Source organism: Variovorax sp. OK212 (assembly GCF_900112425.1).
Lineage (GTDB): Bacteria > Pseudomonadota > Gammaproteobacteria > Burkholderiales > Burkholderiaceae_C > Variovorax.
In genome coordinates this window covers 255,309-277,719 of sequence record NZ_FOLP01000001.1, presented here as the reverse complement: position 1 = coordinate 277,719, position 22,411 = coordinate 255,309, and the positions used below count along the sequence as shown (strand labels likewise).

The 22,411-nt window shown below is 66.5% G+C and carries 27 protein-coding genes; 14 read left to right on the top strand and 13 right to left on the bottom strand.

The genetic code is table 11. The annotated features are described in order from the left end of the window. The first annotated feature begins 121 nt into the window (after window positions 1-121). A complete protein-coding gene (gene gcvA / locus BM004_RS01225; protein ID WP_093211947.1) occupies window positions 122-1,072 on the top strand; it encodes a transcriptional regulator GcvA in 951 nt (316 codons plus the stop codon). A 40-nt stretch (window positions 1,073-1,112) separates the two neighbouring features. On the opposite strand, the gene BM004_RS01220 is transcribed toward gcvA, so the two are convergent. After that, window positions 1,113-1,448 (bottom strand): hypothetical protein, encoded by a 336-nt coding sequence (locus BM004_RS01220; protein WP_093210788.1) that lies wholly within the window; start codon window positions 1,446-1,448, stop codon window positions 1,113-1,115. Between the two features lie 267 nt (window positions 1,449-1,715). Between BM004_RS01220 and BM004_RS40545 the strand changes: the two genes are divergently transcribed. The 8 genes from BM004_RS40545 (at window position 1,716) to BM004_RS01180 (ending at window position 8,526) form a co-directional block, all read left to right on the top strand. After that, on the top strand, window positions 1,716-2,381 hold the full coding sequence (locus BM004_RS40545) for a hypothetical protein (protein WP_143072391.1): 666 nt from the start codon (window positions 1,716-1,718) through the stop codon (window positions 2,379-2,381). After that, window positions 2,362-3,567 carry an XRE family transcriptional regulator gene (locus tag BM004_RS01210; protein ID WP_093210784.1) on the top strand — a complete coding sequence of 402 codons (1,206 nt, stop codon included), beginning with the start codon at window positions 2,362-2,364 and terminating at the stop codon, window positions 3,565-3,567. Before BM004_RS40545 ends, BM004_RS01210 begins: the two co-directional genes overlap by 20 nt. A gap of 84 nt (window positions 3,568-3,651) precedes the next feature. Beyond that, window positions 3,652-4,437: a nuclease-related domain-containing protein gene (locus BM004_RS01205; RefSeq protein ID WP_093210782.1), complete on the top strand. Its 786-nt coding sequence runs from the start codon at window positions 3,652-3,654 to the stop codon at window positions 4,435-4,437. Window positions 4,438-4,533: 96 nt separating this feature from the next. After that, window positions 4,534-5,736, top strand: coding sequence for an MFS transporter (locus BM004_RS01200; protein WP_093210780.1), 1,203 nt, complete (start codon window positions 4,534-4,536; stop codon window positions 5,734-5,736). Between the two features lie 57 nt (window positions 5,737-5,793). Further along, on the top strand, window positions 5,794-6,630 hold the full coding sequence (dkgB, locus tag BM004_RS01195) for a 2,5-didehydrogluconate reductase DkgB (protein WP_093210778.1): 837 nt from the start codon (window positions 5,794-5,796) through the stop codon (window positions 6,628-6,630). A gap of 11 nt (window positions 6,631-6,641) precedes the next feature. Further along, entirely contained in the window at window positions 6,642-7,022 is a 381-nt protein-coding gene (locus BM004_RS01190) for a MoaF-related domain-containing protein (RefSeq protein ID WP_256219741.1), read from the top strand. Continuing rightward, complete coding sequence (locus BM004_RS01185) at window positions 7,022-7,993, top strand: TIGR03571 family LLM class oxidoreductase (protein WP_093210776.1); 972 nt, start codon at window positions 7,022-7,024, stop codon at window positions 7,991-7,993. The genes BM004_RS01190 and BM004_RS01185 overlap by 1 nt, the downstream gene beginning before the upstream one ends. 110 nt (window positions 7,994-8,103) lie before the next feature. After that, window positions 8,104-8,526, top strand: coding sequence for a nuclear transport factor 2 family protein (locus BM004_RS01180; protein ID WP_177206306.1), 423 nt, complete (start codon window positions 8,104-8,106; stop codon window positions 8,524-8,526). 61 nt (window positions 8,527-8,587) lie between these two features. On the opposite strand, the gene BM004_RS01175 is transcribed toward BM004_RS01180, so the two are convergent. From BM004_RS01175 to BM004_RS01165, 3 genes are all read right to left on the bottom strand, one after another. Further along, window positions 8,588-8,857, bottom strand: a complete 270-nt coding sequence (locus tag BM004_RS01175) for a hypothetical protein (protein ID WP_093126223.1) — start codon at window positions 8,855-8,857, stop codon at window positions 8,588-8,590. A gap of 84 nt (window positions 8,858-8,941) precedes the next feature. Further along, window positions 8,942-9,310, bottom strand: a complete 369-nt coding sequence (locus BM004_RS01170; protein WP_093126224.1) for a hypothetical protein — start codon at window positions 9,308-9,310, stop codon at window positions 8,942-8,944. 27 nt (window positions 9,311-9,337) lie between these two features. Continuing rightward, window positions 9,338-10,606, bottom strand: a complete 1,269-nt coding sequence (locus BM004_RS01165; protein ID WP_093210771.1) for a YbfB/YjiJ family MFS transporter — start codon at window positions 10,604-10,606, stop codon at window positions 9,338-9,340. Window positions 10,607-10,716: 110 nt separating this feature from the next. On the opposite strand from BM004_RS01165, the gene BM004_RS01160 reads away from it, so the two are divergent. The 3 genes from BM004_RS01160 to BM004_RS01150 all read left to right on the top strand — a co-directional run bounded on the left by BM004_RS01160 (window position 10,717) and on the right by BM004_RS01150 (window position 12,905). Beyond that, on the top strand, window positions 10,717-11,700 hold the full coding sequence (locus tag BM004_RS01160) for a LysR family transcriptional regulator (RefSeq protein WP_093210769.1): 984 nt from the start codon (window positions 10,717-10,719) through the stop codon (window positions 11,698-11,700). A 157-nt stretch (window positions 11,701-11,857) separates the two neighbouring features. Beyond that, window positions 11,858-12,613 (top strand): SDR family NAD(P)-dependent oxidoreductase, encoded by a 756-nt coding sequence (locus BM004_RS01155; protein WP_093210767.1) that lies wholly within the window; start codon window positions 11,858-11,860, stop codon window positions 12,611-12,613. Between the two features lie 64 nt (window positions 12,614-12,677). Then, the gene (locus BM004_RS01150) at window positions 12,678-12,905 is read left to right on the top strand and encodes a tautomerase family protein (protein ID WP_093210765.1); all 228 of its coding nucleotides are present in this window, start codon (window positions 12,678-12,680) and stop codon (window positions 12,903-12,905) included. Between the two features lie 65 nt (window positions 12,906-12,970). On the opposite strand, the gene BM004_RS01145 is transcribed toward BM004_RS01150, so the two are convergent. The 4 genes from BM004_RS01145 to BM004_RS01130 all read right to left on the bottom strand — a co-directional run bounded on the left by BM004_RS01145 (window position 12,971) and on the right by BM004_RS01130 (window position 15,161). Beyond that, a complete protein-coding gene (locus BM004_RS01145) occupies window positions 12,971-13,228 on the bottom strand; it encodes a hypothetical protein (protein ID WP_093210763.1) in 258 nt (85 codons plus the stop codon). Between the two features lie 145 nt (window positions 13,229-13,373). Further along, entirely contained in the window at window positions 13,374-14,591 is a 1,218-nt protein-coding gene (locus BM004_RS01140; protein ID WP_143072390.1) for an alpha/beta hydrolase family protein, read from the bottom strand. Window positions 14,592-14,682: 91 nt separating this feature from the next. Continuing rightward, window positions 14,683-14,808, bottom strand: coding sequence for a hypothetical protein (locus BM004_RS01135; protein ID WP_256219740.1), 126 nt, complete (start codon window positions 14,806-14,808; stop codon window positions 14,683-14,685). A gap of 92 nt (window positions 14,809-14,900) precedes the next feature. After that, window positions 14,901-15,161, bottom strand: a complete 261-nt coding sequence (locus BM004_RS01130; RefSeq protein WP_256219739.1) for a hypothetical protein — start codon at window positions 15,159-15,161, stop codon at window positions 14,901-14,903. A gap of 277 nt (window positions 15,162-15,438) precedes the next feature. Here BM004_RS01130 and BM004_RS01125 point away from each other — a divergent pair, with 277 nt between their 5' ends. Then, entirely contained in the window at window positions 15,439-16,647 is a 1,209-nt protein-coding gene (locus tag BM004_RS01125) for a serine hydrolase domain-containing protein (RefSeq protein ID WP_305727948.1), read from the top strand. A gap of 36 nt (window positions 16,648-16,683) precedes the next feature. On the opposite strand, the gene BM004_RS01120 is transcribed toward BM004_RS01125, so the two are convergent. The 5 genes from BM004_RS01120 to BM004_RS01100 are packed head-to-tail and all read right to left on the bottom strand — an operon-like array spanning window position 16,684 to window position 21,418. Further along, window positions 16,684-17,178 (bottom strand): nucleoside deaminase, encoded by a 495-nt coding sequence (locus tag BM004_RS01120; protein WP_093210759.1) that lies wholly within the window; start codon window positions 17,176-17,178, stop codon window positions 16,684-16,686. A 4-nt stretch (window positions 17,179-17,182) separates the two neighbouring features. Then, window positions 17,183-18,430, bottom strand: coding sequence for a cyanate transporter (locus BM004_RS01115; RefSeq protein WP_093210757.1), 1,248 nt, complete (start codon window positions 18,428-18,430; stop codon window positions 17,183-17,185). Between the two features lie 50 nt (window positions 18,431-18,480). Continuing rightward, complete coding sequence (locus BM004_RS01110; RefSeq protein WP_093210755.1) at window positions 18,481-19,695, bottom strand: amidohydrolase family protein; 1,215 nt, start codon at window positions 19,693-19,695, stop codon at window positions 18,481-18,483. Window positions 19,696-19,730: 35 nt separating this feature from the next. Beyond that, complete coding sequence (locus BM004_RS01105) at window positions 19,731-21,206, bottom strand: sodium:solute symporter family protein (RefSeq protein WP_093210753.1); 1,476 nt, start codon at window positions 21,204-21,206, stop codon at window positions 19,731-19,733. Then, entirely contained in the window at window positions 21,203-21,418 is a 216-nt protein-coding gene (locus BM004_RS01100) for a DUF3311 domain-containing protein (protein WP_093126243.1), read from the bottom strand. The genes BM004_RS01105 and BM004_RS01100 overlap by 4 nt, the downstream gene beginning before the upstream one ends. Window positions 21,419-21,595: 177 nt before the next feature. On the opposite strand from BM004_RS01100, the gene BM004_RS01095 reads away from it, so the two are divergent. Beyond that, window positions 21,596-22,357, top strand: coding sequence for a GntR family transcriptional regulator (locus BM004_RS01095; RefSeq protein WP_093210751.1), 762 nt, complete (start codon window positions 21,596-21,598; stop codon window positions 22,355-22,357). Window positions 22,358-22,411 lie beyond the last annotated feature (54 nt).

Below are 22,411 nucleotides of genomic sequence, written 5' to 3'. Positions count from 1 at the left end.
CGGCTCAATCAAAAACAACCAGTCGCTTCGTTTCTTCGACTGGCTGCATCGTCCCCCGCCGTGCGCGGCTTGAAAAACGAGTAGTTCTCAACGAACCATCAAACGGAGCTTGAAGATCCACATGCAGAGCACCCCCCACCGCATGCTGCCGGGAACGCGCGCCCTGCGAACCTTCGAGGCCGCCGCGCGGCACCTGAACTTCACCCGCGCGGCCGACGAGGTGGGGCTCACGCCCGCGGCCGTGAGCTACCAGATCAAGGACATTGAAGACCAGCTGGGCGTGGTGCTATTCACCCGCACCAGCCGCAGCATTCAGCTCACGCCCGCCGGCGCCGTGCTGTTCGAGGCCACCGCCGACGCGCTGGACACCCTGCACCGCGCCGCCGGCCGAGCCCGCCGGCTCACCCGCAGCGCGGCGCACCTGCGCGTGTCGCTGAGCCCGCGCTTTGCCACCAACTGGCTGCTGCCCAAGCTGTCGCGCTTCAGGGCCGCCCACCCGGGGCTGGAGCTGACCTTCGACATCAGTGACGCGCTGCGCAGCTTCGAGGCCGACGACATCGACGTGGCCATCCGCTTTGGCACCGGGCAGTACGAAGGCGCGCACGCCGACCGGCTCTTCGAGCTGAGCATCGTGCCCGTGTGCAGCCCCAAGCTTTTGGAAACAGGGCCACCGCTGAACGAGCCGCGCGACCTGTTCAACCACACCCTGTGCTACGTCGACTGGAAGACCGACACCATGACCTGGCCCAACTGGCGCATGTGGATGGCGGCGGCCGGCATCGGCGACTTCGACGACAGCCGGTGCGTGGGGTTTTCAGATTCCGGCTACGTGGTGCAGGCCGTGATGGAAGGCGGCGCCGTGGGGCTGGCCGACCTGGACATGATTGCGGCCGACCTGGCGCAGGGGCGGCTGGTGAGGCTGTTCGACATTGGCGTGAGCATGGCGCCGACGTATGCGTACCACCTGGTGTATCCGCAGGGGAGCAGCGAAGACCCGCGCGTGGTGGCGTTCAGGCAATGGCTGCTGGCGGAGACGCAGAACGCGGGGCAGCCGGGCGGGCCGGCTGCCTGAGGGTTGCTTGCTGGTAGCTGGTAATTAGCTGGCTGACTGGTTACGCGGGGGTGGGCGCGGCTTGCGCCTGCAGCAGCAACGCCTCGCGCAAGGCGGCGGCGGCTGAGTTGACGGTGCCGATGCGCGCCATCAACGCCTCGTTGAGCAGGCGCAGCAAGGCGCTCAGCTCGGTGCGGTTGGTGGCGAGCACCTCGCTGTCGTTCAGGGCGGCGGTGTCCACGAGCTTTTCCAGCGCGGTGTAGGCGTGCATGACCTCGTGGAGGGTGTCGGCGTCGTCGCAGGTTTGAAGGGCGAGGTCGTCGAGGGTGGGTGACGCGAGGTTGGGGGAAGTGGAAGCACTACGGGATTGCGCGTGCGCGCGAGCGGATTCAGCCATGAAATGGACTCCAAGTTGCGCAGAGTTCTTCAGGCTTCCAAACCCGGCCGCGCAACCTAGCGCGACGGGGCGCAGTATATCTAGGGGGCGCTGCCGCACGGGGCAAGGTCAAAGTGCCAGTGATTCGCCGCATCGGCCACCATCCGTTCATTCCTCGCCAGCGAAATCTCATAGATCCGCACGAAAAACAGATCGTAAAAATCCCGCCACACGAAACTTTTTGATGTACGATTCCCGCCACTCGAAACAAAAGATCGGGATTTACGCATGCGCACTCCGTCTGCAGGCACCAAAAAGCTTGAACAGCTCATTGTTAGAAATATTCCTCGTGACGCCCTCATGGCTTTTGAGGACGCTTACTACGCAGGGGATCATCAAGGGCGTCAACATTCTGCGGCCTTTGCGCCGGGGCACAAGCCTTCCATCGCCGGACAAAACAAGCACTTTTTCATTAACGAAACGTTCCATGAGGCGTTGCTAGCCCATGGAGCAGAGCCAACTCCACTTTGCGGCACACGACTGGTAGTGGGACGGCTAGGAATTTTCAGCATCGTCAGGTTGAACGTTCCGGGACATAAGTGGATCAATCTGCGCCGCAGTGCAACGCGCATCAAGCTCGCAGAACTCAACGACAACATCAACCGGAAATATGTCCAAGCTGATCTTTTCGCGCAACCTCGCGAAGTGGCAGCCGGCACCATCTTCATCCTCGGGGTAATGGATGGTGTTGACGGCAATGGGATAGCTCAGTTGACAGAGGTGATGGTGTCTCTACCAGCGCCCGACATGAAGTCTTGGCTCTACATCAGCACCATGACCGACTTCATCAAACTCTACGACCAGACCAACACAACGGTCCAGCCTGACACAGCGGTGCCAAAACTCAAGGCACAGCCAAAGAAGAAAACCGACGATGACCAAGGGAATCGATGAACTGCAGCCCGCACGACTTGAACAAGCGCTTTCGGCACGAGGCTTCACCAAAGGCCAACTCGCAAGCCTTGTCGACGTAGCGGCATCCACAGTCACAAAGTGGTGCAAAGGCGATCAAGCGCCAGAAGCGGAAACGTTTGAGCGTATTGCATCCGCTCTTAACGTACGGACGGAATGGCTTACCCGCCCGATGCTGCAACCTGTATCTGCGCCGCTTTATCGCAGTAACGCATCCGCTCTCAAAGCTGCTCGCGCCAAGCTCGAGGCACGAACCGAATGGGCGCAAGAAATCGCGGTGCTGCTTTCCGAGCATGTGGACTACCCAAAGGTCAATTTGCCTCAGCGCGATTTTGAGGACCCTGAGCAAATCAATGATGCCGATATCGAAGCCGCCGCGGAAGAGTGTCGTCAACTCTGGCAATTAGGCAATGGCCCCATTCATGATTTAGCTCTAGCGTCAGAAAGCGCAGGCATCATCGTTGTGCGCGAGGAAACTGAAATTTCCGCCATCGAAGGTCTATCTAGTTGGAGTTCACTTTTGGGCAATCCGATCGTGCTACTTTCAGCGGATAAGGCCAATGCATTTCGCAGTCGCTTTGATTTGGCTCATGAGATTGGACATCTTGTTCTACACAAGCATGTCCCCAGAGCAGAGGAGCGCGACCGCTATAACCAGATGGAAAAACAAGCGCACCGTTTTGCCGGTGCGCTGCTGCTTCCCGCTGAGACTTTCGCTACAGAAGTGCGAGTGCCAACAAATTTGGACAATCTACTCATTCTGAAACAGCGCTGGGGAGCGTCTGTTGCTGCAATGATGATGCGCTTACATGCCCTCGGCTTGCTTAGCGATGACGAAAAGCTCGTTCTTTTCAAGCGGCGCTCCGCTCGGTGGGGCTCAAAGGCTGAACCTGGCGATGACAAGTGGAAGCCTGAAGCTCCGAGACTACTTCGTCGAACAGTAGAACTGCTAATCAGTGAAGGCGTTTTACCTACTGAAGGAATTCCACGCTATTTAGGTTTTTCCCCTGGCGACGTGGAGAAACTTTGTGGCCTGCGTGACAATTACTTCAACACCTCTTCAGAAGTTGTGGAGCTGGCAACATTGCGAGCCTCAAGGACGCCAGTGCAGCCAGCCCAACAACTCAACGGTGAACGATCGGCTGTCGTGTCCATCTTTAGAAAATAAAAATCGATGCCCCCATGTATTGATTGCCTGTTTTTGATTTCTATCAAAAAAGGCCGACTATTGATTTGAGACGAACGTTCCAACATGAAACCTAAAACACGCTCGCCACTCAAAGATAAGCCATTACGGACACCTGGGCAATCCGTCGCCGAGGAACGCGAAGAACTGCTCGAAAACACGGTGTCGCAACCATTGATGTTGGCGCTTTTTCTGATGCTTCTTGCCGGACTAGAGTGGTACCGGCTTTATTTCAATGTGACGCCAAGCCCGATTATTTTTTCGATCGGCGCTGGATTTGGAATTGCATATGCGGTTTTTCGCATATACAGAAATCTACCCAGGCTTCGGAGCCTACGGCAGGCGATAGAAGGCGAGAAAGTCGTTGGGCAATTTCTGGAGCGCTTGCGCCAAGACGGATTTCATGTTTTTCACGACGTAGTGGGCGATGGCTTCAACGTTGACCACGTATTAATCGGGCCACCCGGAGTTTTTACCGTCGAGACAAAGACTTGGAGCAAACCCGCGTCTGGCAACGCGGAGGTGGTCTTTGATGGGCAGACTCTCAAGATCGGATCGTTCTCGCCAGATCGAGACCCTATTGTTCAGGCTAAAGCCCAAGCAAGCTGGCTGAAGCAGCTGCTTTTGCAGAGCACTGGACGGACGTTTGAGGCACGTCCAGTGATCGTGTTCCCAGGTTGGTTTGTTGCTAACTCGGGTGGCTTTCGCGATCTATGGGTCTTGGAACCCAAGGCGCTGCCCTCATTCCTTCAAAACGAGCCGGCGCGACTTTCACCGGAAGACGTCAAGCTGGCCAGCTTTCACCTTTCTAGGCTCATCCGCGCAACGGAGCGCGAACGAAGCTTGAACTGACTGTTGACGTAAGCGCAACTATCTTCTGCCCCAACCCCCATTTATCCGCAAAGGTAACCGCAAGACACTCCTCCTAACCCAAGAAGGAGTGCTCTCATGCCAATCGCCTTACTCGCGCTGACCCTCAGCGCCTTCGCCATCGGGACGACCGAGTTCGTCATCGTTGGCCTCATCCCCACCGTCGCCGCCGACCTCGGCATCGGCCTTCCCTCCGCCGGCCTCTTGGTCAGCCTCTACGCACTGGGCGTCGCCATCGGCGCGCCGGTGCTCACCGCCCTCACGGGCAAGCTGCCGCGCAAGGCGCTGCTGCTGGGCTTGATGGCGCTCTTCACGGTCGGCAACTTGCTGGCGTGGAAGGCACCCAGCTATGAATCGCTGATTGCCGCCCGCGTGCTCACGGGCCTGGCGCACGGCGTGTTCTTCTCCATCGGCTCGACCATTGCCACTGGCCTGGTGCCCAAGGAAAAGGCCGCGAGCGCCATTGCCATCATGTTCACGGGCCTCACGGTGGCGCTGGTCACTGGCGTGCCGCTGGGCACGTTCATCGGGCAGCACTTTGGCTGGCGCGAGACTTTCCTGGCCGTGTCGGCGCTGGGCGTGGTCGCGTTCATCGGCAGCTGGATCTTTGTGCCGGGCAACATCCGCCACACGCCGCCGGCCTCGCTGGCGCAGCAAGCCAAGGTGCTGGCGGAGCCGCGCCTGCTGCTGGTGTATGCCAAGACGGCCATTGGCTACGGCGGCTCGTTCATTCCGTTCACGTTTCTGGCGCCGATCCTCACCGACGTGTCTGGCTTCAGCGCCGGTGCCGTGGGCTGGGTGATGCTGGTGTACGGCATCTCGGTGGCGGTGGGCAACATCTGGGGCGGCAAGCTGGCCGACCGGCTGGGCCCCATTCCGGCGCTGAAGATCATCTTCGCGCTGCTGGCCGCGGTGCTGCTGGTCTTCAACTTCGCGGCGCCGCACAAGTGGCTGGCGCTGGTGGCGGTGCTGATGTGGGGCGCGGTGGCCTTCGGCAACGTGCCGGGCCTGCAGGTGTACGTGGTGAAGCAGGCAGAGCGCTTCACGCCGCAGGCGGTGGACGTGGCCTCGGGCCTGAACATCGCGGCCTTCAACCTGGGCATTGCGGGCGCAGCCTGGGCCGGCGGCCTGATCGTGACGCACCTGGGCCTGATGCACACGCCGTGGATTGGCGCGCTGGTGGTGCTGGTGTCGCTCGCCCTCACGCAATGGAGCGGCGTGCTCGACCGCCGTGCCGGCATTCCGGTGCGCGCCTCCGGCCCGGTGCCGGTGGGGCACTGAGCGGCCGGCCCGCTCGCTTTTCTCTTTTCATTTTTCAACGCACAAGGACAACACCCAATGAACACGAACACCGCCATCAACAACACCAACGCAACCATCCCCGCCTTCGGCCTCGGCACCTTCCGCCTGAAGGGCCAGGTGGTCATCGACTCGGTGAAGAACGGGCTGGGCGTGGGCTACCGCGTGATCGACACGGCGCAGATCTACGGCAATGAGGCCGAGGTGGGCCAGGCCATTGCCGAAAGCGGCGTGGCCCGCAAAGACCTGTTCATCACCACCAAGATCTGGACGGACAACTACGCCAAGGACAAGCTGGTGCCCAGCCTGAAAGACAGCCTGGCCAAGCTGCGCACGGACCATGTGGACCTGACGCTGATCCACTGGCCCTCGCCCGGCAACGCGGTGCCGGTGGCGGAGTTCATGGGCGCGCTGGCCGAGGCCAAGGCGCTGGGGCTCACGAAGCACATTGGCGTGTCCAACTTCAACATCGCGCTCATGAAGGAAGCCATTGCGGCGGTGGGCGCGCAGAACATCGCCACCAACCAGGTCGAGCTGCACCCCTACCTGCAGAACCGCAAGGTGGCGGAGTTCGCGAAGAGCCAGGGCATTCGCATCACCTCGTACATGACGCTGGCCTACGGCAAGGTCATTGCCGACCCGGTGATCGAGGCGATTGCCAAGGCGCACAACGCGACCACGGCGCAGGTGGTGCTGGCGTGGGCGATGCAGCTGGGCTACGCGGTGATTCCGTCGTCCACGAAGCGCGCGAACCTCGAAGGCAACCTGAAGGCGCAGCAGCTGACGCTGACGGATGCCGAGATGGCGCAAATGGCCGCGCTGGAGCGCAACGAGCGCCTGACCGACCCGGCCGGCCTGTCGCCGGCCTGGGACTGAGCGGCACCGCCATGAAGAAGAACGACATGGCTGCCGAACAGTTGGCTACCGCACTGCCCGCTCTGACTGCCTTGCCCTTCGTCGGTCGCACGTTCGAAGTGCACTACGGCGACACCATGACGGCGCTGAACATCTACGCCGCCGACGGCCAGACGATGCGCTACCGGGTCACGGCCGGCCCGTTCACGGGCGCGACGGCCGAGGTGCGCTACCAGGCCGAGCCGCTGGGCGCCGGGCTCTACGCGCTGTCGTGGCAAGAGGCCGACAAGGGCACGGTGGTGCACGTCGACAACTTCGACGTGGGCCACTCGTGCTCGTACTACACCACGGCCGCGCTGGAGTTCGTGTGCATGGCGGGCACCTTGCGTGAAGTGATGAAGGGGGCGCTGTGATGGCCGGTGCATTGCAGGCGCTGGTTGCCACGGCTGGCGAGGGCCCGAGCATCGGGCTGGAGCTGCCGCTGGACAACGACTGGTCCCCCGCGGGCGACACCGCCCGCCGCCACGCGGGCCGCCCCTTCGGCGTGCCAGACATCGCGCAGCACGCGCGCCTGGCGAAGCTGGCCGACCGGCTGGGCTTCAGGGCGCTGTGGGCGCGCGACGTGCCGCTGTACGACCCGGCCTTCGGCGACGCGGCGCAGGTGTTCGAGGTGTTCAGCTACCTGGGCTACCTGGCAGGCGTGACGGAGCGCATCTTGCTGGGCACCGCTGCGGTGGTGCTGCCGCTGCGCGAACCGGTGCTGACGCTGAAGTCGGCCGCCACGGTCGACCAACTGAGCAACGGCCGCCTGCTGCTGGGCGTGGCCAGTGGCGACCGGCCGGTGGAGTACCCGATCTTCGAGCGCGACTTTGCTTCGCGCGGCGAGCGCTTCAGGGAACAGGTGGCGATGGTGCGCGACAGGGGTGCGGCGAGCCTTCCGGAAGGCATCGAACTGTTGCCGCGCCCGAGCGCTCCCCTGCCCTTGCTGGCGGCCGGCCTCGCGCAGCAAACGCCGCAGTGGATCGGCCAGCACATGGACGGCTGCCTCGCCTACCCCGGCACGCCGGAAGACCACGCGCGGCGCTCGGCGCAATGGCGCGCGGTGGCCGGCGAGAGCAAACCGTACGTGAGCTTCATTCACCTCGACCTGGCGGACGATGCCAATGCGCCGCTGGAGCGCTACCGCTTCGGCGGGCGCATGGGGCGGCATGCGCTGGTGCGGGAGCTGGCCGCACTGTACGCGGCGGGCGTGCAGCACGTGGGCCTGCACCTGCGGCGCAACCGGCGGCCGTTGGACGAGACGATGGAAGAGATTGCGGCGTTCGTGCTGCCGGTGTTCCATGCGGGCATGCACCTGGATGCGCGGGCCGAACCCGCCCTCTGACCCACGGCGCATTGCCGAGCCCATCGAAAGCGCGCACCATGCGCCAGTCACCGGTTTCTGGGCGGGCCTGCGTGCCCGCCTTTTTCGTTGGCAAACCGTTGGAGGCATGCATGACTGCTGAAGAAGAGGCAAACGTGGCCACCCTGACCAAGGGCTTCACCGAGTGGGGCGAAACGCGCGGCGCGAGCGTCGACAACTGGATGGCCCTCATGGCAGACGATGTGCAATGGCAAACGCTGGGCGCCGCAGCCGCCGGCCACGAGTTCACGCAGGGGTGCCGCTCCAAGCCCGACGTGAAACGCTACTTCGACGAACTCGGCACCAGCTGGGAAATGCTCAGCTACCAGATGAACGAATTCATCGCCCAGGGCGACCGCGTGGTGGCGATGGGCGAAACGTCGTGGAAGCACCGCGGCACGGGCAAGGTCGTGCACACGCCGCTGGTGAATGTGCTGCGCATGCGCAATGGAAAGATCGCGGACTTCATGGAGTTCTACGACACGGCCGCGGCCATGGCGGGCACGCTGCCTTAGCTCGCCTTAGCTTGTCTTGGCTCGCTTCAGCCCTGTCGGCACTGCGGGCTGCAGCAGCCGCTCAGCACGCCGACTCAGGCGTCTGCACCGCATGCACCAGGAAGAACCGTTTCAACCCGTCGAGCGTGTCGAAGAAGCCGCGGCGCGAACGGCGCACGGGTGTGCCATCGAGCAACCTGTAGCTCACCGCGCCCCTCACGGGCGGGTAGCGCTTGGAGATGCTCACGCGGTACAGGCACTCGGTGCTCTCGACGATGGTGTGGGGGCGCTCGCGGGCGTCCACCACTTCGAAGCGACCGGTCTCCTGCAGGACGGACTCGTAAGTGGCCATGGCGCGTTTGTCTGCTTCGCACGGGCCATGGATGCCGCACAAGACGCAAAGCCGGGGTAGGACATGGCCTCCCCGGGGCACAAATCAGCTACCGCTGAAACGATCCGTTTCGAGAACGAAGGCGGTGGCCTGCTCGGCGGCGCTGGCGGCGCGGTAGTCGGCCTTCAGCTCGGCGGAAACCTTCTCGGCGGCCTCCACCAGTTCGGCGATGTTGCGCTCGCCCACGCAGTGTTCCTCCAGCCGCACGTAGATGCGGTGAAAGTCGCCGCCCAGTGCCCGGGCCACGTCGCGAAGGCAATCGGCCAGCGTGGCAAAGCCGCTGTTGCTGTACGAGCTGGGGGGTATCACGCCCTTGGAGCGGGGCGCGCGAACGGAATAGGCGTACGTGGCGCCCTCCTTGCGGAGCTCGACCACAGGCTGCAGGCCACGTTCGGGCAACTTCGTTCCGTGCATGGCCGCAGTGTAGTGCGGCCCATGCGCTCACCGGCCGCGGTGCAGCTTGCCCGCAACAAGGTCTGTAAGCAGGCCCAACACCAGCGCGCTGCCGCCCAGGGCGAAGAGCCAGGCGTAGTGCCCGCCCGAGTACCCCAGCAGCCACGACATGCCGTACGCCGCGCTGGCCTGCAGCACCGCGAAGGCGGTGGTGGCGCGGCTCCAGGCGGCCTTGTGCAGCGACGGGTGGTGCGCGAGCAGCTCCTGCACGCGGCCCAGCACCAGCGGCACGATGCCCGGCGTGAAGGCCCCGACGATCACGCTCGACACGATGAGCCCGCCGTGCGCCACCAGCCCGAGCGCGGGCAGCGCCAGCGCCACGGCCTGCACGGCGAAGGCGATGCGCAACGCGGGGCCGAAGCCCGCGCGGTCGGCCAGGTGGCCGCACAGCACCGGGCCGACGATGGCGCCGATGCCGAACAGCACCCAGTACTGCGCACCGGCGGCCAGGCCCTGCCCAAGGCCACGCGCGACGTAGTCCACCAGGAAGATCATGTGCGGCACGAGGCCCACGGCGTTGAGCGCGTAAGACGCCATGAGGGCGATGAGCGCGCCGCTGGCCAGTGCTGACCGCGCCGGCCGCGCCGCCTTGGCATTCGTGGCATGCGCCGCAGCCGCAGCCTGCGCAGGCGCCGCGGTGGGCCAGCCTTGCCATGAGACGACCGTGAGCAGCAGCGCGAGCACGGCAAGGCCGATCCACGTTGCCGTGAGGCCCTGGCGCAGCAGCAGCGGCACCAGCGTGCCCGAGGCCGCAATGCCGAGCCCCACGCCCGCGAAGATCAGCCCGCTGGCCACGCCGCGTTGCTGCGCCGGCACATGCGCGAGCACGACGGGCGCGGCCAGCACCATCAGCGCGCCGCCGGCAATGCCGGAGACGATGCGCCAGGTGAAGAACCACGCGAAGTCCACCGGCCATGCGCAGGCCAGCAGCGACGCGGCGGTGACCAGCATCATGGCGCGCAGCACGCTGCGCACCGGCCAGCGCGCCGACATCGGCCCGCCCAGCAGCGCGCCCGCCAGGTAGCCCACGAGGTTGGCCGCGCCCAGGTAGGTGGCGGCGGAGGCGCTGAACCAGTGCGCGTCGATGATGGCCGGCAGCAGCGGCGTGTAGCCGAAGCGCGCCAGCCCCAGGCCGACGAGGGTGGCGCAGAAGCCCGCGAAGATGGTGCGCCAGAGCGGCACGTGTGGCACCTGTGGTGCCTCGCGGTGCGAGAGGGTGGCCGCTGCGTCAACGGCAATGCGTGGGATCGCGGACATCGGGAAGCTCCAGAACTCTCCAGCAAATCGGAGATTCGATGCTACGAATTGCCGGCGCGCGAGTGAATCCCTATGCTTGGGCATTCAGTATTTCGAAAAGAGGAAGAATCATGGACCGCATCGACGCCATGAAGGTCTTCGTTGCCGCGCTGGCCGAGGGCAGCCTGGCCGGCGCGGGGCGCAAGCTGGGCAAGTCGCCCGCCGCGGTGAGCCGCGCCATCGCGTTCCTGGAGACGCATGTGGGCGCGGAGCTGCTGCACCGCACGACCCGCTCCATAAGGCTGAGCGATGCCGGCGAGCGTTACGCGGTGGCGTGCCGCCGCATCCTCACCGACCTGGAAGAAGCCGACATCGCGGCCGCCGGCGAGCGCTCGGCGCCACGTGGCCGGCTCACCGTGACCGCGGCGGTGGCGGTGGGCGAAGCGCTGCTGCGGCCCGTCCTCGACGAGTTCATGAACGCGCACCCGACCGTGTCGGTGCGCCTGCACCTGCTCGACCGGCCGGCCAACCTGATCGACGAGGGCATCGACGTGGCGCTGCGCATCGCGCACCTGGCCGACTCCACGCTGGTGGCGCTGCCCGTGGGCGAGGTGCGCCGCGTGATCACGGCGTCGCCGCGCTACCTGGCGCGCAACGACCCCATCGTGCAGCCGGCGGACATTGCGCAGCACCAGGTGGTGGCCATGACGCACTTCGGCATCGACTCGTGGAGCTTTCCGCCGCAGGCCGGCTCCACCATGCCGCGCACGGTGCAGTTCACGCCGCGCTTCATCGTGAACAGCCTGCGCGGGGCGGTGGCCTCGGCAGTGGAGGGGCGCGGCGTGCTGCGCTCGTTCTCGTACCACGTGGCCGAGGAGGTGGCCAACGGGCGGCTGCGCATCATCCTCGCGCAGGACGAGGCGCCGCCGCTGCCGGTGCACCTGGTGTCGCCGCACGGGCGCCTGTCGGTGCCCAAGGTGCGGGCCTTCGTCGACTTCGCGCTGCCCAAGCTGCGGGCAAGGTTCGCCGAGTGGGCGCAAGACTGCGCGCCGAAGGCCGAGGCGCCGCGGAAGGCGGGCAAGCCCAGACCGGCGCCGAGGCCGAAGAGCGCCTGATTTCCGGCTGCTTTGCGGTTGATTTGCGGCTGATTCGCTCGACGTACGGAAGAGTATTCGCCGGACAGCGGCTATTCACTCTTTAGTCGAGCGAATCCACACTTCCTTCCACGACGGAACCGCATCTCGCGGCCCGCACACCGGAAGGAAATTCACCATGAGCACCCAGACCCAAACCAGCGGCAAGACCGCTGTCGTGACCGGCGCCAGCAGCGGCATCGGCTTTGCCATTGCCCGCCGTCTGCTGGCCGACGGCTGGAACGTGGTCGGCAACGCACGCAGCGACGCCCGCCTGAAGGAAGCCGCCAGCCACTTCGGCGCCGGCGACCGCTTTGCCGGCGTAGCCGGCGACATTGCCGACCCGCGCGTTGCGCAGGCCGTTGTCGACCAGGCGGTGTCGCGCTTCGGCGGCGTCGATGCGCTGGTCAACAACGCGGGCATCTTCCTGCCCAAGCCCTTCGTGGAGTTCACGCCCGAGGAAATCGAGCAGCAGATTGCCACCAACGTGAAGGGCACCATCTTCGCGTCGCAGGCCGCCGCGCGCCACATGATCGGCCGGGGTGCGGGCGCCATCGTGAACATCACGGCGTCGATCGCGCTGCAGCCGCGCAGCAATGTGCCGGCGTTCATGGCGGTGCTGCTCAAGGGCGGGTTGAATGCGGCCACGCGCGCGCTGGCGCTCGAGCTCGCGCCGCATGGCGTGCGCGTGAACGCGGTGGCCCCCGGCATCATCGACAGCCCGATGCACTCGCCCGAGTCGCACGGCTTCCTGAAGACGCTGCAACCGACCGGCCGCCTGGGCACGGTCGACGAGATTGCCGACGCGGTGATCTACCTCGTGAACGCGGGCTTCACCAGCGGCGTGGTGCTGCCGGTGGACGGCGCGGCCAGTGCGGGCAACTTCACGGCCTGAGTTTCAGCAGCAAGAACGAAGAAACGCGAACAAGCGAACAAGCGAAGAAGCGAAGGAACACACCATGCCTTACGTCAACGTACGCATCACGCGCGACGGTGTCACGCGCGAACAGAAAGCCACCGTGATCGCGGAGATCACCGACACGCTGCAGCGCGTGCTCGGCAAGAAGCCGGAGCTCACGCATGTGGTGATCGATGAGATCAACACCGACGACTGGGGGTTTGCGGGGGAGACGACGACTGTCGTGCGCGCGCGGGAAGCGGCCGAGGCCGCTGCCGGAGCGAAGTAGCCGGACCTCAGGGGGCTACAAGAGCCCCCTTGAAGAACTCGCTGGAGGGAGATGGAGGGAGAGGATCAGCCCTCGCCCTTCAGTGCCTTCTTCGCCTTGTCGGCCGAAGCCTTCGAGCGGTTCTTGTGATAGCCCGACTTCACGTTGTTCACGGCCTTGCCCACCGGGCCGCTCTTCTTGGCCTTGCTGTCGGCCTGCTTCTCGTCGATCTTGTGCTGCGCGGCGTCGGTCGCCTCGGAGGCGGCCTTGCCGATCTGCGCGCTCGCCGAGCCGGCGGCAAGCAAGGTCAGCGAAGTGGCGATGGCGATCAGTGCCTTGTTCATCGGGCGGTCCCTCCAGGTTTTTGAATGAGCCTCGATGGTTGCACCGACTTCGACCTGGCCGTGTCAGCCGTGACCGCGCATGGCGTGGCGCACATGCCCGACAGCAGGGCCACGCATCAGGGGCCGGCGGCAAGCGCCCGCGCGCTCAGCGAATCGACGCCAGGTACGCATCCATCGACGCGCCCCACAGGCGTTGCACGGTGTAGGTGCTGTGGCCGTCCAGCCCCTTCGGCGGCATGAGCACCTCGAACACGCCTTTTCCGCCGGCCGCCTCGAACACCTTGAAGTTGGCCCGGCTGTGGGCAACGGGGTAGTAAGGGTCTGCCTCGCCATACAGCCAGAGCGTCGGCCCCGGGAAGGCAGCGCCGCGCGTGAACAACTCGCCGTTCACCTTGGCTGCGTCCGGGCACAACGCGCCGATCCAGCCACCGACGAAGTTGATCGCGCCCACCACCTCCTGCGGATGCTGGCCCGCATAGGCGGTTGCGAGAATGCCGCCCCGCGACACGCCGCCGATCACCACGCGCCGCGGGTCCACATCGCTGCGCTGGCGGATGTGCGCCATGACCACCTGGATGTCTGCCAGCGCGCGGTCGGCGCCGGGCAGCGACAACGCCGCCTGGCACGAGTAGCGCGAGCGGTCCGTTTCGAAACCCTCGTCGTACAGCCCTTCCGAGTGGCCGCGGCCACGGCGCTGCGGATAGATGACCTGCCAGCCGCGTGCGACGAAGAAGGCGCTCACCTCCGGGCTTGTCCACGTCAAGCCGAACCACTCCGGGCGATTGCCCATGCCGGTCGAGCCGTGGTTCATCACAAGGGTGGGAAAGGGTCCGTCGCCTTCGGGCCGGTGCACGACCATCTCCAGGCGCACGGGCTTGCCGTTCTCGGTGAACGGGGTGTCCTGCCATTCGACGCGGCGCGCATAGGCGGGCGGGCGCCGCGACAGCAGGCCCACGGACAACAGCTGCGCCTGCGGCCGCCAGATGCCCAGCTCCATGTCGCCGTCCTTGCGCAGGCGCAGCACGAGCTCGGCGCCGGTTTTCAGGGGCACGTGGAGTTCGTTGTTCTCGAAGCGGCCGGCGGCTTCGTCGACGACCGTCTGCAGCGGGCTGGCGCCGACATAGGTGACGGTCGCGCCTTCGGCGGAAAGGTCGCGAACGGCAACCTTGATGTCGCAACCCGCCGTGCGACAGGCCCAGCCGCTCCAGATGCCGCCCCACTGTGCAAGCCCGGCGGGCGCGGTGGCCTGCTGTGCCAGAGCGGCCGCCTGCGGCGGCAACTCGGCGGCCACGCTGCTCTCCGAAACCGCCCGCGGAAGATCGCCCATGTAGCTGGGCCACGCCGTCTGGGCCGATGCGGCCATGCAGACGCCGAACAGGAACGCACCGAACAACACTCGCCTCACAGGGATCCCCCGAAGTTTTTCGGGCGATTGAATCACACGTGCGGCAGCTTCAACCGGCCCTGCGCGTGGCGGCCCAGTCCGACAAAATCTGCACCGCCTCGCGGTCGAGCTTCTGTTCGGCCGGCAGGCTGCGCCGCGCCAGCGTGGCGCCGGCCTCGATGCGCAGCACCTCCACGTCGATGGGTGGCGCGACGCCACGGTCACGCTGTCGAAAGCCTCGCCCTGCGCAAGGCTTGGCCACCAACGCTCGGACGTCAGCCTCGCCCTTCAACGCGCTCTTCGCCTTGTCGGCCGAAGCCTTCGAGCGGCTCTTGTGATAGCCGACTTCACGTTGTTCGCGGCCCTGCCGTCGGCCTGCTTCTCGTCGATCTTGTGCTGCGCGGCGTCGGTCGCCTCGAGGGCAGCCTTGCCGATCTGCGCGCTCGCCGTGCCAGCGGCAGGCAAGGCCAGCGAAGTGGCGATGGCGATCAGTGCCTTGCTCATCGGGCGGCCCGCCCAGGTTTTTGAATGCGCCTTGATGGCCTGCACTGCATGCGGCGCGGCCGTGTCAGCGATGGCCGCGCAAGCGCTGGTGGTAGAGCCCGACAGATGCGATCATCGCGCCCGCGCTGCAAGGGAGCCAGGCGCATTGCCACTGCCCACAGAGCGTCATACCAACAAGGAGAACCCCGTGGATCAAGGTGTTGTGAAGGCATTCGTACTACCGCGCTCGCTGCGCGCGGCCCTGTCGATGCCAGTGCTTGCAAGTGCGTTGCTGCTCGTCGCGTGCGGCGGTGGTGGAGGCGGCGGAGGCGGCGGAGGCGCAGTGCTTCCCATCGTCGCCATTCCGCCGGCCACGGGCGGTGGGGCCACCGACCCGGGTACCACCACCGGCTATCCGCATGCATCGGAGGCCATCGGCACGGTGCGCCAGATCTACGACGGCGCACTCTCGCCAGACCTGGCCGTGAACACGTACCGCAACATCGACCGGCTGTTCCCTACTCGCACCATCGAGCCCGGCGGCACGCCGTATCCGTTGCCGGCCGGCGCCACCTCGTTGACGCAGGCCAGCTTCACGCTGAACGGCAAGACCTACAGCATGGCCGACTTCATGACGGTGAACCGCGTGGCCGGCCTGCTGGTGCTGAAGGACGGCAAGATCGTCAACGAGACCTACCGCTACGGCAACACGCAGAAGACGCGCTGGATGTCGATGTCGGTGGCCAAGTCGATCACGTCGACGCTCATCGGCGCCGCGGTGAAGGACGGCTACATCGCCAGCATCGACGACCAGGTGATCAAGTACGTGCCCCGGCTGGCCGGCAGCGCCTACGACGGCGCCACGGTGCGCAACGTGATGATGATGGCCTCGGGCGCGAAGTGGAACGAAACCTACACCGACCCCAGCTCCGACCGCCGCCAGCTGCTGGAGGCGCAGATCAGCCAGAAGGCGGGCTCGGCGATGGACCTGATGAGCAAGCTGCCACGCGCCGCCGCGCCGGGCGCCGCGTACAACTACAGCACCGGCGAGACCCAGGTGGCCGGCGAGATCGTCCACAACGCGGTGAAGAAACCGCTGGCGCAGTACCTGTCCGAGAAGATCTGGTCGAAGGTGGGCATGGAGGCGCAGGCCAACTGGTGGCTGGACTCGCCCGACGGCGTGGAGATCGGCGGCAGCGGCATCAGCGCCACGCTGCGCGACTATGGCCGCTTCGGCATGTTCGTGATGAACGACGGCGTGGCCGCGGGCCAGCAGGTGCTGCCCACGGGATGGGTGACGGAAGCGGGCACGCCCAAGGTGCTGAGCGGCGGCCAGCCCATCAGCTACGGCTACCTGTGGTGGATACCGTCCAGCGGCCAGTCGGCCACCGACAGCGCGTTCTACGCGAACGGCATCATGGGCCAGCAGATCTACATCAACCGCAAGGAGAAGGTGGTGATCGTGGTCTGGGGCGCGCAGACCGATCCGGCCGGCAACGGCACGCTGCCGGTGCTGCCGTTCTTCGACGCCGTGGTGGCGGCGCTCAAGTAGCCGGGCCGCGCGCGCTGCACGCGTCTGCGCGCGTCGTCAACCCGCCCGTCGCGTGGCGGCCCAGTCCGACAAAATCTGCACCGCCTCGCGGTCGAGCTTCTGTTCGGCCGGCAGGCTGCGCCGCGCCAGCGTGGCGCCTGCTTCGATGCGCAGCACCTCCACGTCGATGGGGTGGCGCGACGCCACGGGCACGCCGTCGAAGGCGTTGCCCGATTGCGCAAGCGTGGCGGCGTAGTAGAGCTTGGCAATGCCCGCGATGTGCATGGCCGCCACGCACATGGCGCAGGGCTCGCACGAGGTGTAGAGGTCGCAGCCCGCGAGGCTGACGGTGCCGAGCTTGCGGCAGGCATCGCGAATGGCCTCGACCTCGCCGTGGGAGGTGGGGTCGGAATGCGCGACGGAGTGGTTGAAGCCTTCACCGACGATCACGCCGTCTTTCACGACGACGGCGCCGAAGGGCTCGGTGCCGGGCTCCTGCAACGCTTGCGCCGACAGGGCCAGTGCCCGTTGCATGAATTCTTGTTGGTACATGGGGTCAGGCCTTTCTTGCGGTGTCGAATGCGGGGATGGGTGATGCGGCATGAGGCGTGGGCGCAGGCGATTCAAAAAGCCCCGCCATCGCCTTCGCATAGCGCTTGGGGTCGAAGCACAGCATCAGCGGCAGCAGCACCACGACCACCGCCGCCAGGTACGCCCACGCGAGCGTGAAGCCGCCGGTGTGCTCGCGCACCCAGCCGGTGACGAAGGGCGCGAGCGCGGCAATCATGAAGCCCAGGCCCTGCATGAAGCCCGCGAGCGCGCCGGCCTGCGCGGGGTCGCTCAGGTGGTCGAGCGCCAGCACCATGCACAGCGCGAAGGCGCCGCCCAGGCCGAAGCCCAGCACGACGGCCGTGGCCACGGCCGGCACGGGCAGCGAGAAGGTCAGCGCGCCGAAGCCCGCGAGTTGCGCGAGCAGCGTGAGCATCAGCCAGGGCCGCATGTCGCGCCCCCGGCTGCGCGCGAGCGCGGGCATGGCGAGCGCGGCAACCACCTGCGCGAGCGTCATCAGCGCGAGCACGGAGCCACCCTGCTGCGCGGTCCAGCCCTGTTGGGCGTAGAAATGCGGCAGCCAGGCGACGAGGCTGGTGTAGCCGCCGTTGATGAGGCCGAAGCACGCGGCCAGCAGCCACGCGCGGCGGCTGCCGAAGCAGCGCCGCCATGAGAGGTTCTGGCGCGGTGCGTCGGCGGTGAAGGTCATGCGCCGCATGTTGAGCCAGTAGAGCAGCGCGAAGGTGGCCAGCAGCGCCCAGATGGCCAGGCCCGCATGCCAGTCGGGCTGCGCGCCGCCGAAGGCATGCGCCACCCACGGACTGGCCATGGCGCCCAGGCCGCCGCCGCCCATGATGGCCGCGGAGTAGAGGCCCGTCATCACGCCGATGCGCGTGGGGTACGCCTGCTTCACCACGCCGGGCATCAGTGCCTGCACCAGGCCCACGCCCGCGCCCGCGAGCGCGGCGCTCCACAGCAGGGCCGCCGCGCCACCCGCCACGTAGCGGCTCGCGCAAGCGAAGGCGATGGCCGCCAGCCCGCAGGCAATGCCGGCGCGCGCGCCGATGCGCTGGCCCACGGCGGCGCCGAACAGCGACATCGCGCCCATCGTGAACATCGGCAGCACCGTGAGCAGCGCCACCGCGTGAAAGCCGATGCCCGTGGCCTCGCGGATGGGCGCGAGCAGCGGGCTGCTCGAGGTGAGAAAGGCGCGCAGGTTCAGCGCCACCAGCACGATGACGACCGCGAAGGCCATGCCCGCATCGCGCTGACCGCGGGGGCGCGGGCTTTGGCGCTGCTCAGCCGTCACAAGGCGGCCAGATCGGCCACCTCGGCCTGCAGCACGCCGTTGCGCGCCACCACGCGCCCGCCCGCCACCACCAGCTTGCGCACGGGGCGCGACACCACGGCCTGCGCCACGGTCTGCGCGTCGACCAGCACCAGGTCGGCGCGGTTGCCGGGCTCCAGGCCGTAGGCCTCGAAGCCGCAGCCGCGCGCGCCGGAATGGGTGACGGTGTCCAGCGCCACTTCGATCTCGTCGTCGCGGCGCAGGTTGTAGCGCAGGCCGATGATCATGGCGCGCTCGAGCATGTCGGGGTTGCCGTAGGGCGACCAGGTGTCGCGGATGCCGTCGTTGCCACCCAGCACCGTCACGCCGGCTTGGCGGCAGGCCATGAGCGGCGGCACGCTGCGCGAAGGCGGCGCGCTGGTGACGAGCACCACGCCGAGCCTGGCCATGCGCGCGAGCAAGGTTTCGCGCTCGCGCTCGCTCACGTCGCCCAGGCAGAAGCCGTGGCTGATGGCCACCTTGCCCTGCATGCCCAGCGCCTCGGTGCGCTGCAAGATGAGGTCGAGCGAGAACGCGCCCATGGCGCCGGGCTCGTGCAGGTGGATGTCGACGGGGCGCTGGTGCTTGTCGGCAATGCCGAACAGCACGTCGAGCGACTTCACCGGGTCGCCGTCGATGGCGCAGGGGTCGAGGCCGCCGAGCACGTCGGCGCCCATGGCGAGCGACTCGCCGAGCAGCTCGGCCGTGCCGGCGCGGCCCAGCAGGCCCGACTGCGGGAACGCGACGATCTGGATCTGCTGCACCTCGCGCAGCGCCGCTCGGGTGCGCAGCGTGCCTTCGAGGTGGCGCAGGCCGGCCTGCGTGTCGACGTCGACGTGCGTGCGCAGGCGCGTGGTGCCCAGCGCCAGGAAGGCCTTGGCGAGCACCAGCGACTGGGCCGCGGCGTCGTGCCCGCTGGCGTGGCGGAAGGCCCGCTCGTTCTCGATCTTGTCGGTGAGGTTGGTGCCGACCTCGTTGCGGTACCAGTCCATGCCCCACATCGTCTTGTCGAGGTGGGTGTGGCCTTCGACGAGGCCGGGCAGCAGCAAGGCGCCCTGCCCGTCTTCGACGACGGCACCGGCCGGTGCGGCCAGCGCGGCGCCGAGCTCGGCGATGCGGCCGTCCTGCACGCGCACGTCGGTGGCGGAGCCGCCCATCGGGCGAACGTTGCGGATCAGGAGCGAGGAGGTCATGGGGTTCCGTTCTTTTGAATACTTCTTCGACTGCATCAGGCAGGTTGCGCCGCCACGGTGCGCGGCACGATGCGCGGCGTGAAGAGCGCCACCGCCACGAACACCAGCGCATTGGTCGCCAGCGCCACCAGGCCGGTGTTGAGCGACTTGAACACCACCGGTGCCGCCGGGAACAGCGTACCCAGGTTCGAGCCCGTGGTCATCATGAAGCCCAGCACCGCGCCGCCGGCCAGGATGCCCGCGAAGGCCGCGTGCTTGTTGCCGAAGGGCTTCTTCATGAGGCTGAACAGCAGCGACGGCAGCAGCTGCGTGAGCAGGCTCGACGCGAAGATGGCCACCGACACGATGGTGCTGCCGCCGCGCAGCACGAAGTACACCGCCACCAGCGCGAACACCGGCAGCACGCCGCGCGCCACGCGCGACACCTGCTTGTCGGTGGCGTGGTGGGCGAAGCCTTCCTTGTAGACGTTCTTGCCGATCACGGTCGATGCGGTCAGCAAAATCATCGAGCCCGGCACCAGCGCGGTGAGCACGCCCGTGCCGCCGATGACGCCGACGAACCACGGGTCGAAGGTGTGCTTGACCAGGCCGAACAGCGCCAGGTCGACCTCCGCGCCCTTCAGGCCCGGCACCTGCAGGATGGCCGCGAAGCCCACCAGGAACAGGAAGGCGATGACCACCTGGTACAGCGGCATCAGGATGGTGTTGCGGCGCACCGCGCTCGCGCTCTTGGCCGCATACACCGAGGTGAGGTTGAACGGGTACAGGTAGTAGCCCAGCGCCGTGAGCAGGATGGTCGAGTTGTACCAGGTGAGGTTCAGGCCGTCCTTGGGGAACTCGAAGAAGGTGGGGTTGGCGGCATGGATGGCCGTGAACATGGGCGTGACGCCGCCGTAGTAGTGCCACGGCAGGTAGATGCCGAGGAACACGGCCAGCGCGAGGATCAGCACGTCTTTCACGATGGCGATGCTGGCCGAGCCGTGGATGCCCGAGAACAGGATGTAGCTGACCATGACCACGGTGCCGATCCAGATCGCCACCTGCGGCGCGATGGTGCCGTACGACGCCTCCGACACGATGATGCCGAGCCCGCGCAGCTGGATGGTCAGCAATGCCACCATGCCCATGAGCGCCACGATGGACACCAGCACGCCGAGCGGGCGGCTGTTGTACTTGTGGGCGAAGAAGTCGGAGAACGACACCAGCTTGTGGGTGGTGGCATAGCGCCACACGGCCGGCAGCATCCAGAAGGCCATGAGGTAGGCCAGCCCGCCGTAGGCCAGGATGTAGAAGGCCGGCGTGCCCTTGCTGTAAGACCAGCCGCTGGCGCCCAGGAAGGTGAAGGTGGAGAACGACTCGCCCGCCATCAGCAGGAACACCATGATGGCGCCCAGCCCGCGCCCGCCGAGCGCCCACTGCTCCAGGCTCATGGTGCGCCCGCGCCGCGCGAGCACCGCCAGGCCCAGCGCGCCGACGACGAACAGCGCGATCACGCCGAGTGCGGCGTTCATCGCGTGCCTCCGTTGGCTGCGTCCGCTGCATCGATGTCGCCTTCGGCGCGGTCGATGACCACCATGATCAGCGAGGTCAGCACCAGCCAGCTGACGTTCCACACCATCAGGAAGGGCATGCCGAGCACGAAAGTGGGCGCGACGGACGACAGCCATCCCCCGCTGAAGAAAGCGGCGACCGGCAACGCGGCCAGCCATTTGGCGGATTTCATGGGGAGCCTCGATTCCTGCTTTGGTTGAAATTCAGAGCTTATTTTGGTTAACCATAAATATTTATTTGGTTAACCAAACGGGACGAATGGTACGGAGCGAGGGGCCCCGCGTCAATCCGGGGGATTTCCCGGGGGCGACTTGGCGCGGGCAATAATCCCGACGCTCACCCCATGCCTATGCCTTCCACCGCACGCAAAACCCCCGCCCCCGCCGACGCACCGGATCTCGCCGACGCGGACGAAGCCAACGTGGACGAGCGCGTCTACGCCGCCGTGTCGAAGGCGCTGCTGAGCGGAAAGCTGCGCCCCGGCACGCCGCTGCGCGAGCGCGCGCTGGCCGAGGCGCTGGGCTGCACGCGCGGCGCCGTGCGCAAGGTGCTGGCGCGGCTGGGCTCCGAAAAGCGGCTGGTGCTGGAGCACAACCGCGGCGCCTTCGTGCCCAACCCGTCGATCGACGACATGCGCGGCACCTACCGCGCGCGCCGCATCGTGGAAGCCGGGCTGGTGAGCACGCTGTTCGGCCGGCTCGAACGCGAGCAGGTGGCCACCTTGCGCAAGCACGTGCAGGCGGAGCAGAAGGCGTTCAAGGAAGGCCGGCGCGAAGACGCGATACGGCTGGCGGGCGAGTTCCACATGCTGCTGGCGCAGATGGCGGGCAGCGACGAACTGATCTCCTACCTGCAGCGGCTCGTTTCGAACACCGAGCTCTACAAGGCGCTGTACGACTCGGCCGAGGCCGCGAGCTGCGCGCCGCGCGAGCATGAGCAGATCATCGAAGCGCTCACGGGCAAGTCGCTCGACGCTGCGCTGGGCGTGGCGCTGGAACACCTCGACGAGTTGGAGCAGCGCGTGATCGCGGGTGCGGCGGCGGAGCAGGAGGTGGACCTGGCGACGCTGCTGAACGGTGGCACCGCGGCGCACCACGGGCACGGTCACTGAGGCGGTCACACTTCGCCCGCGAGCGAAGTGTCGGTGGACCGGTCTCGCGAAGAT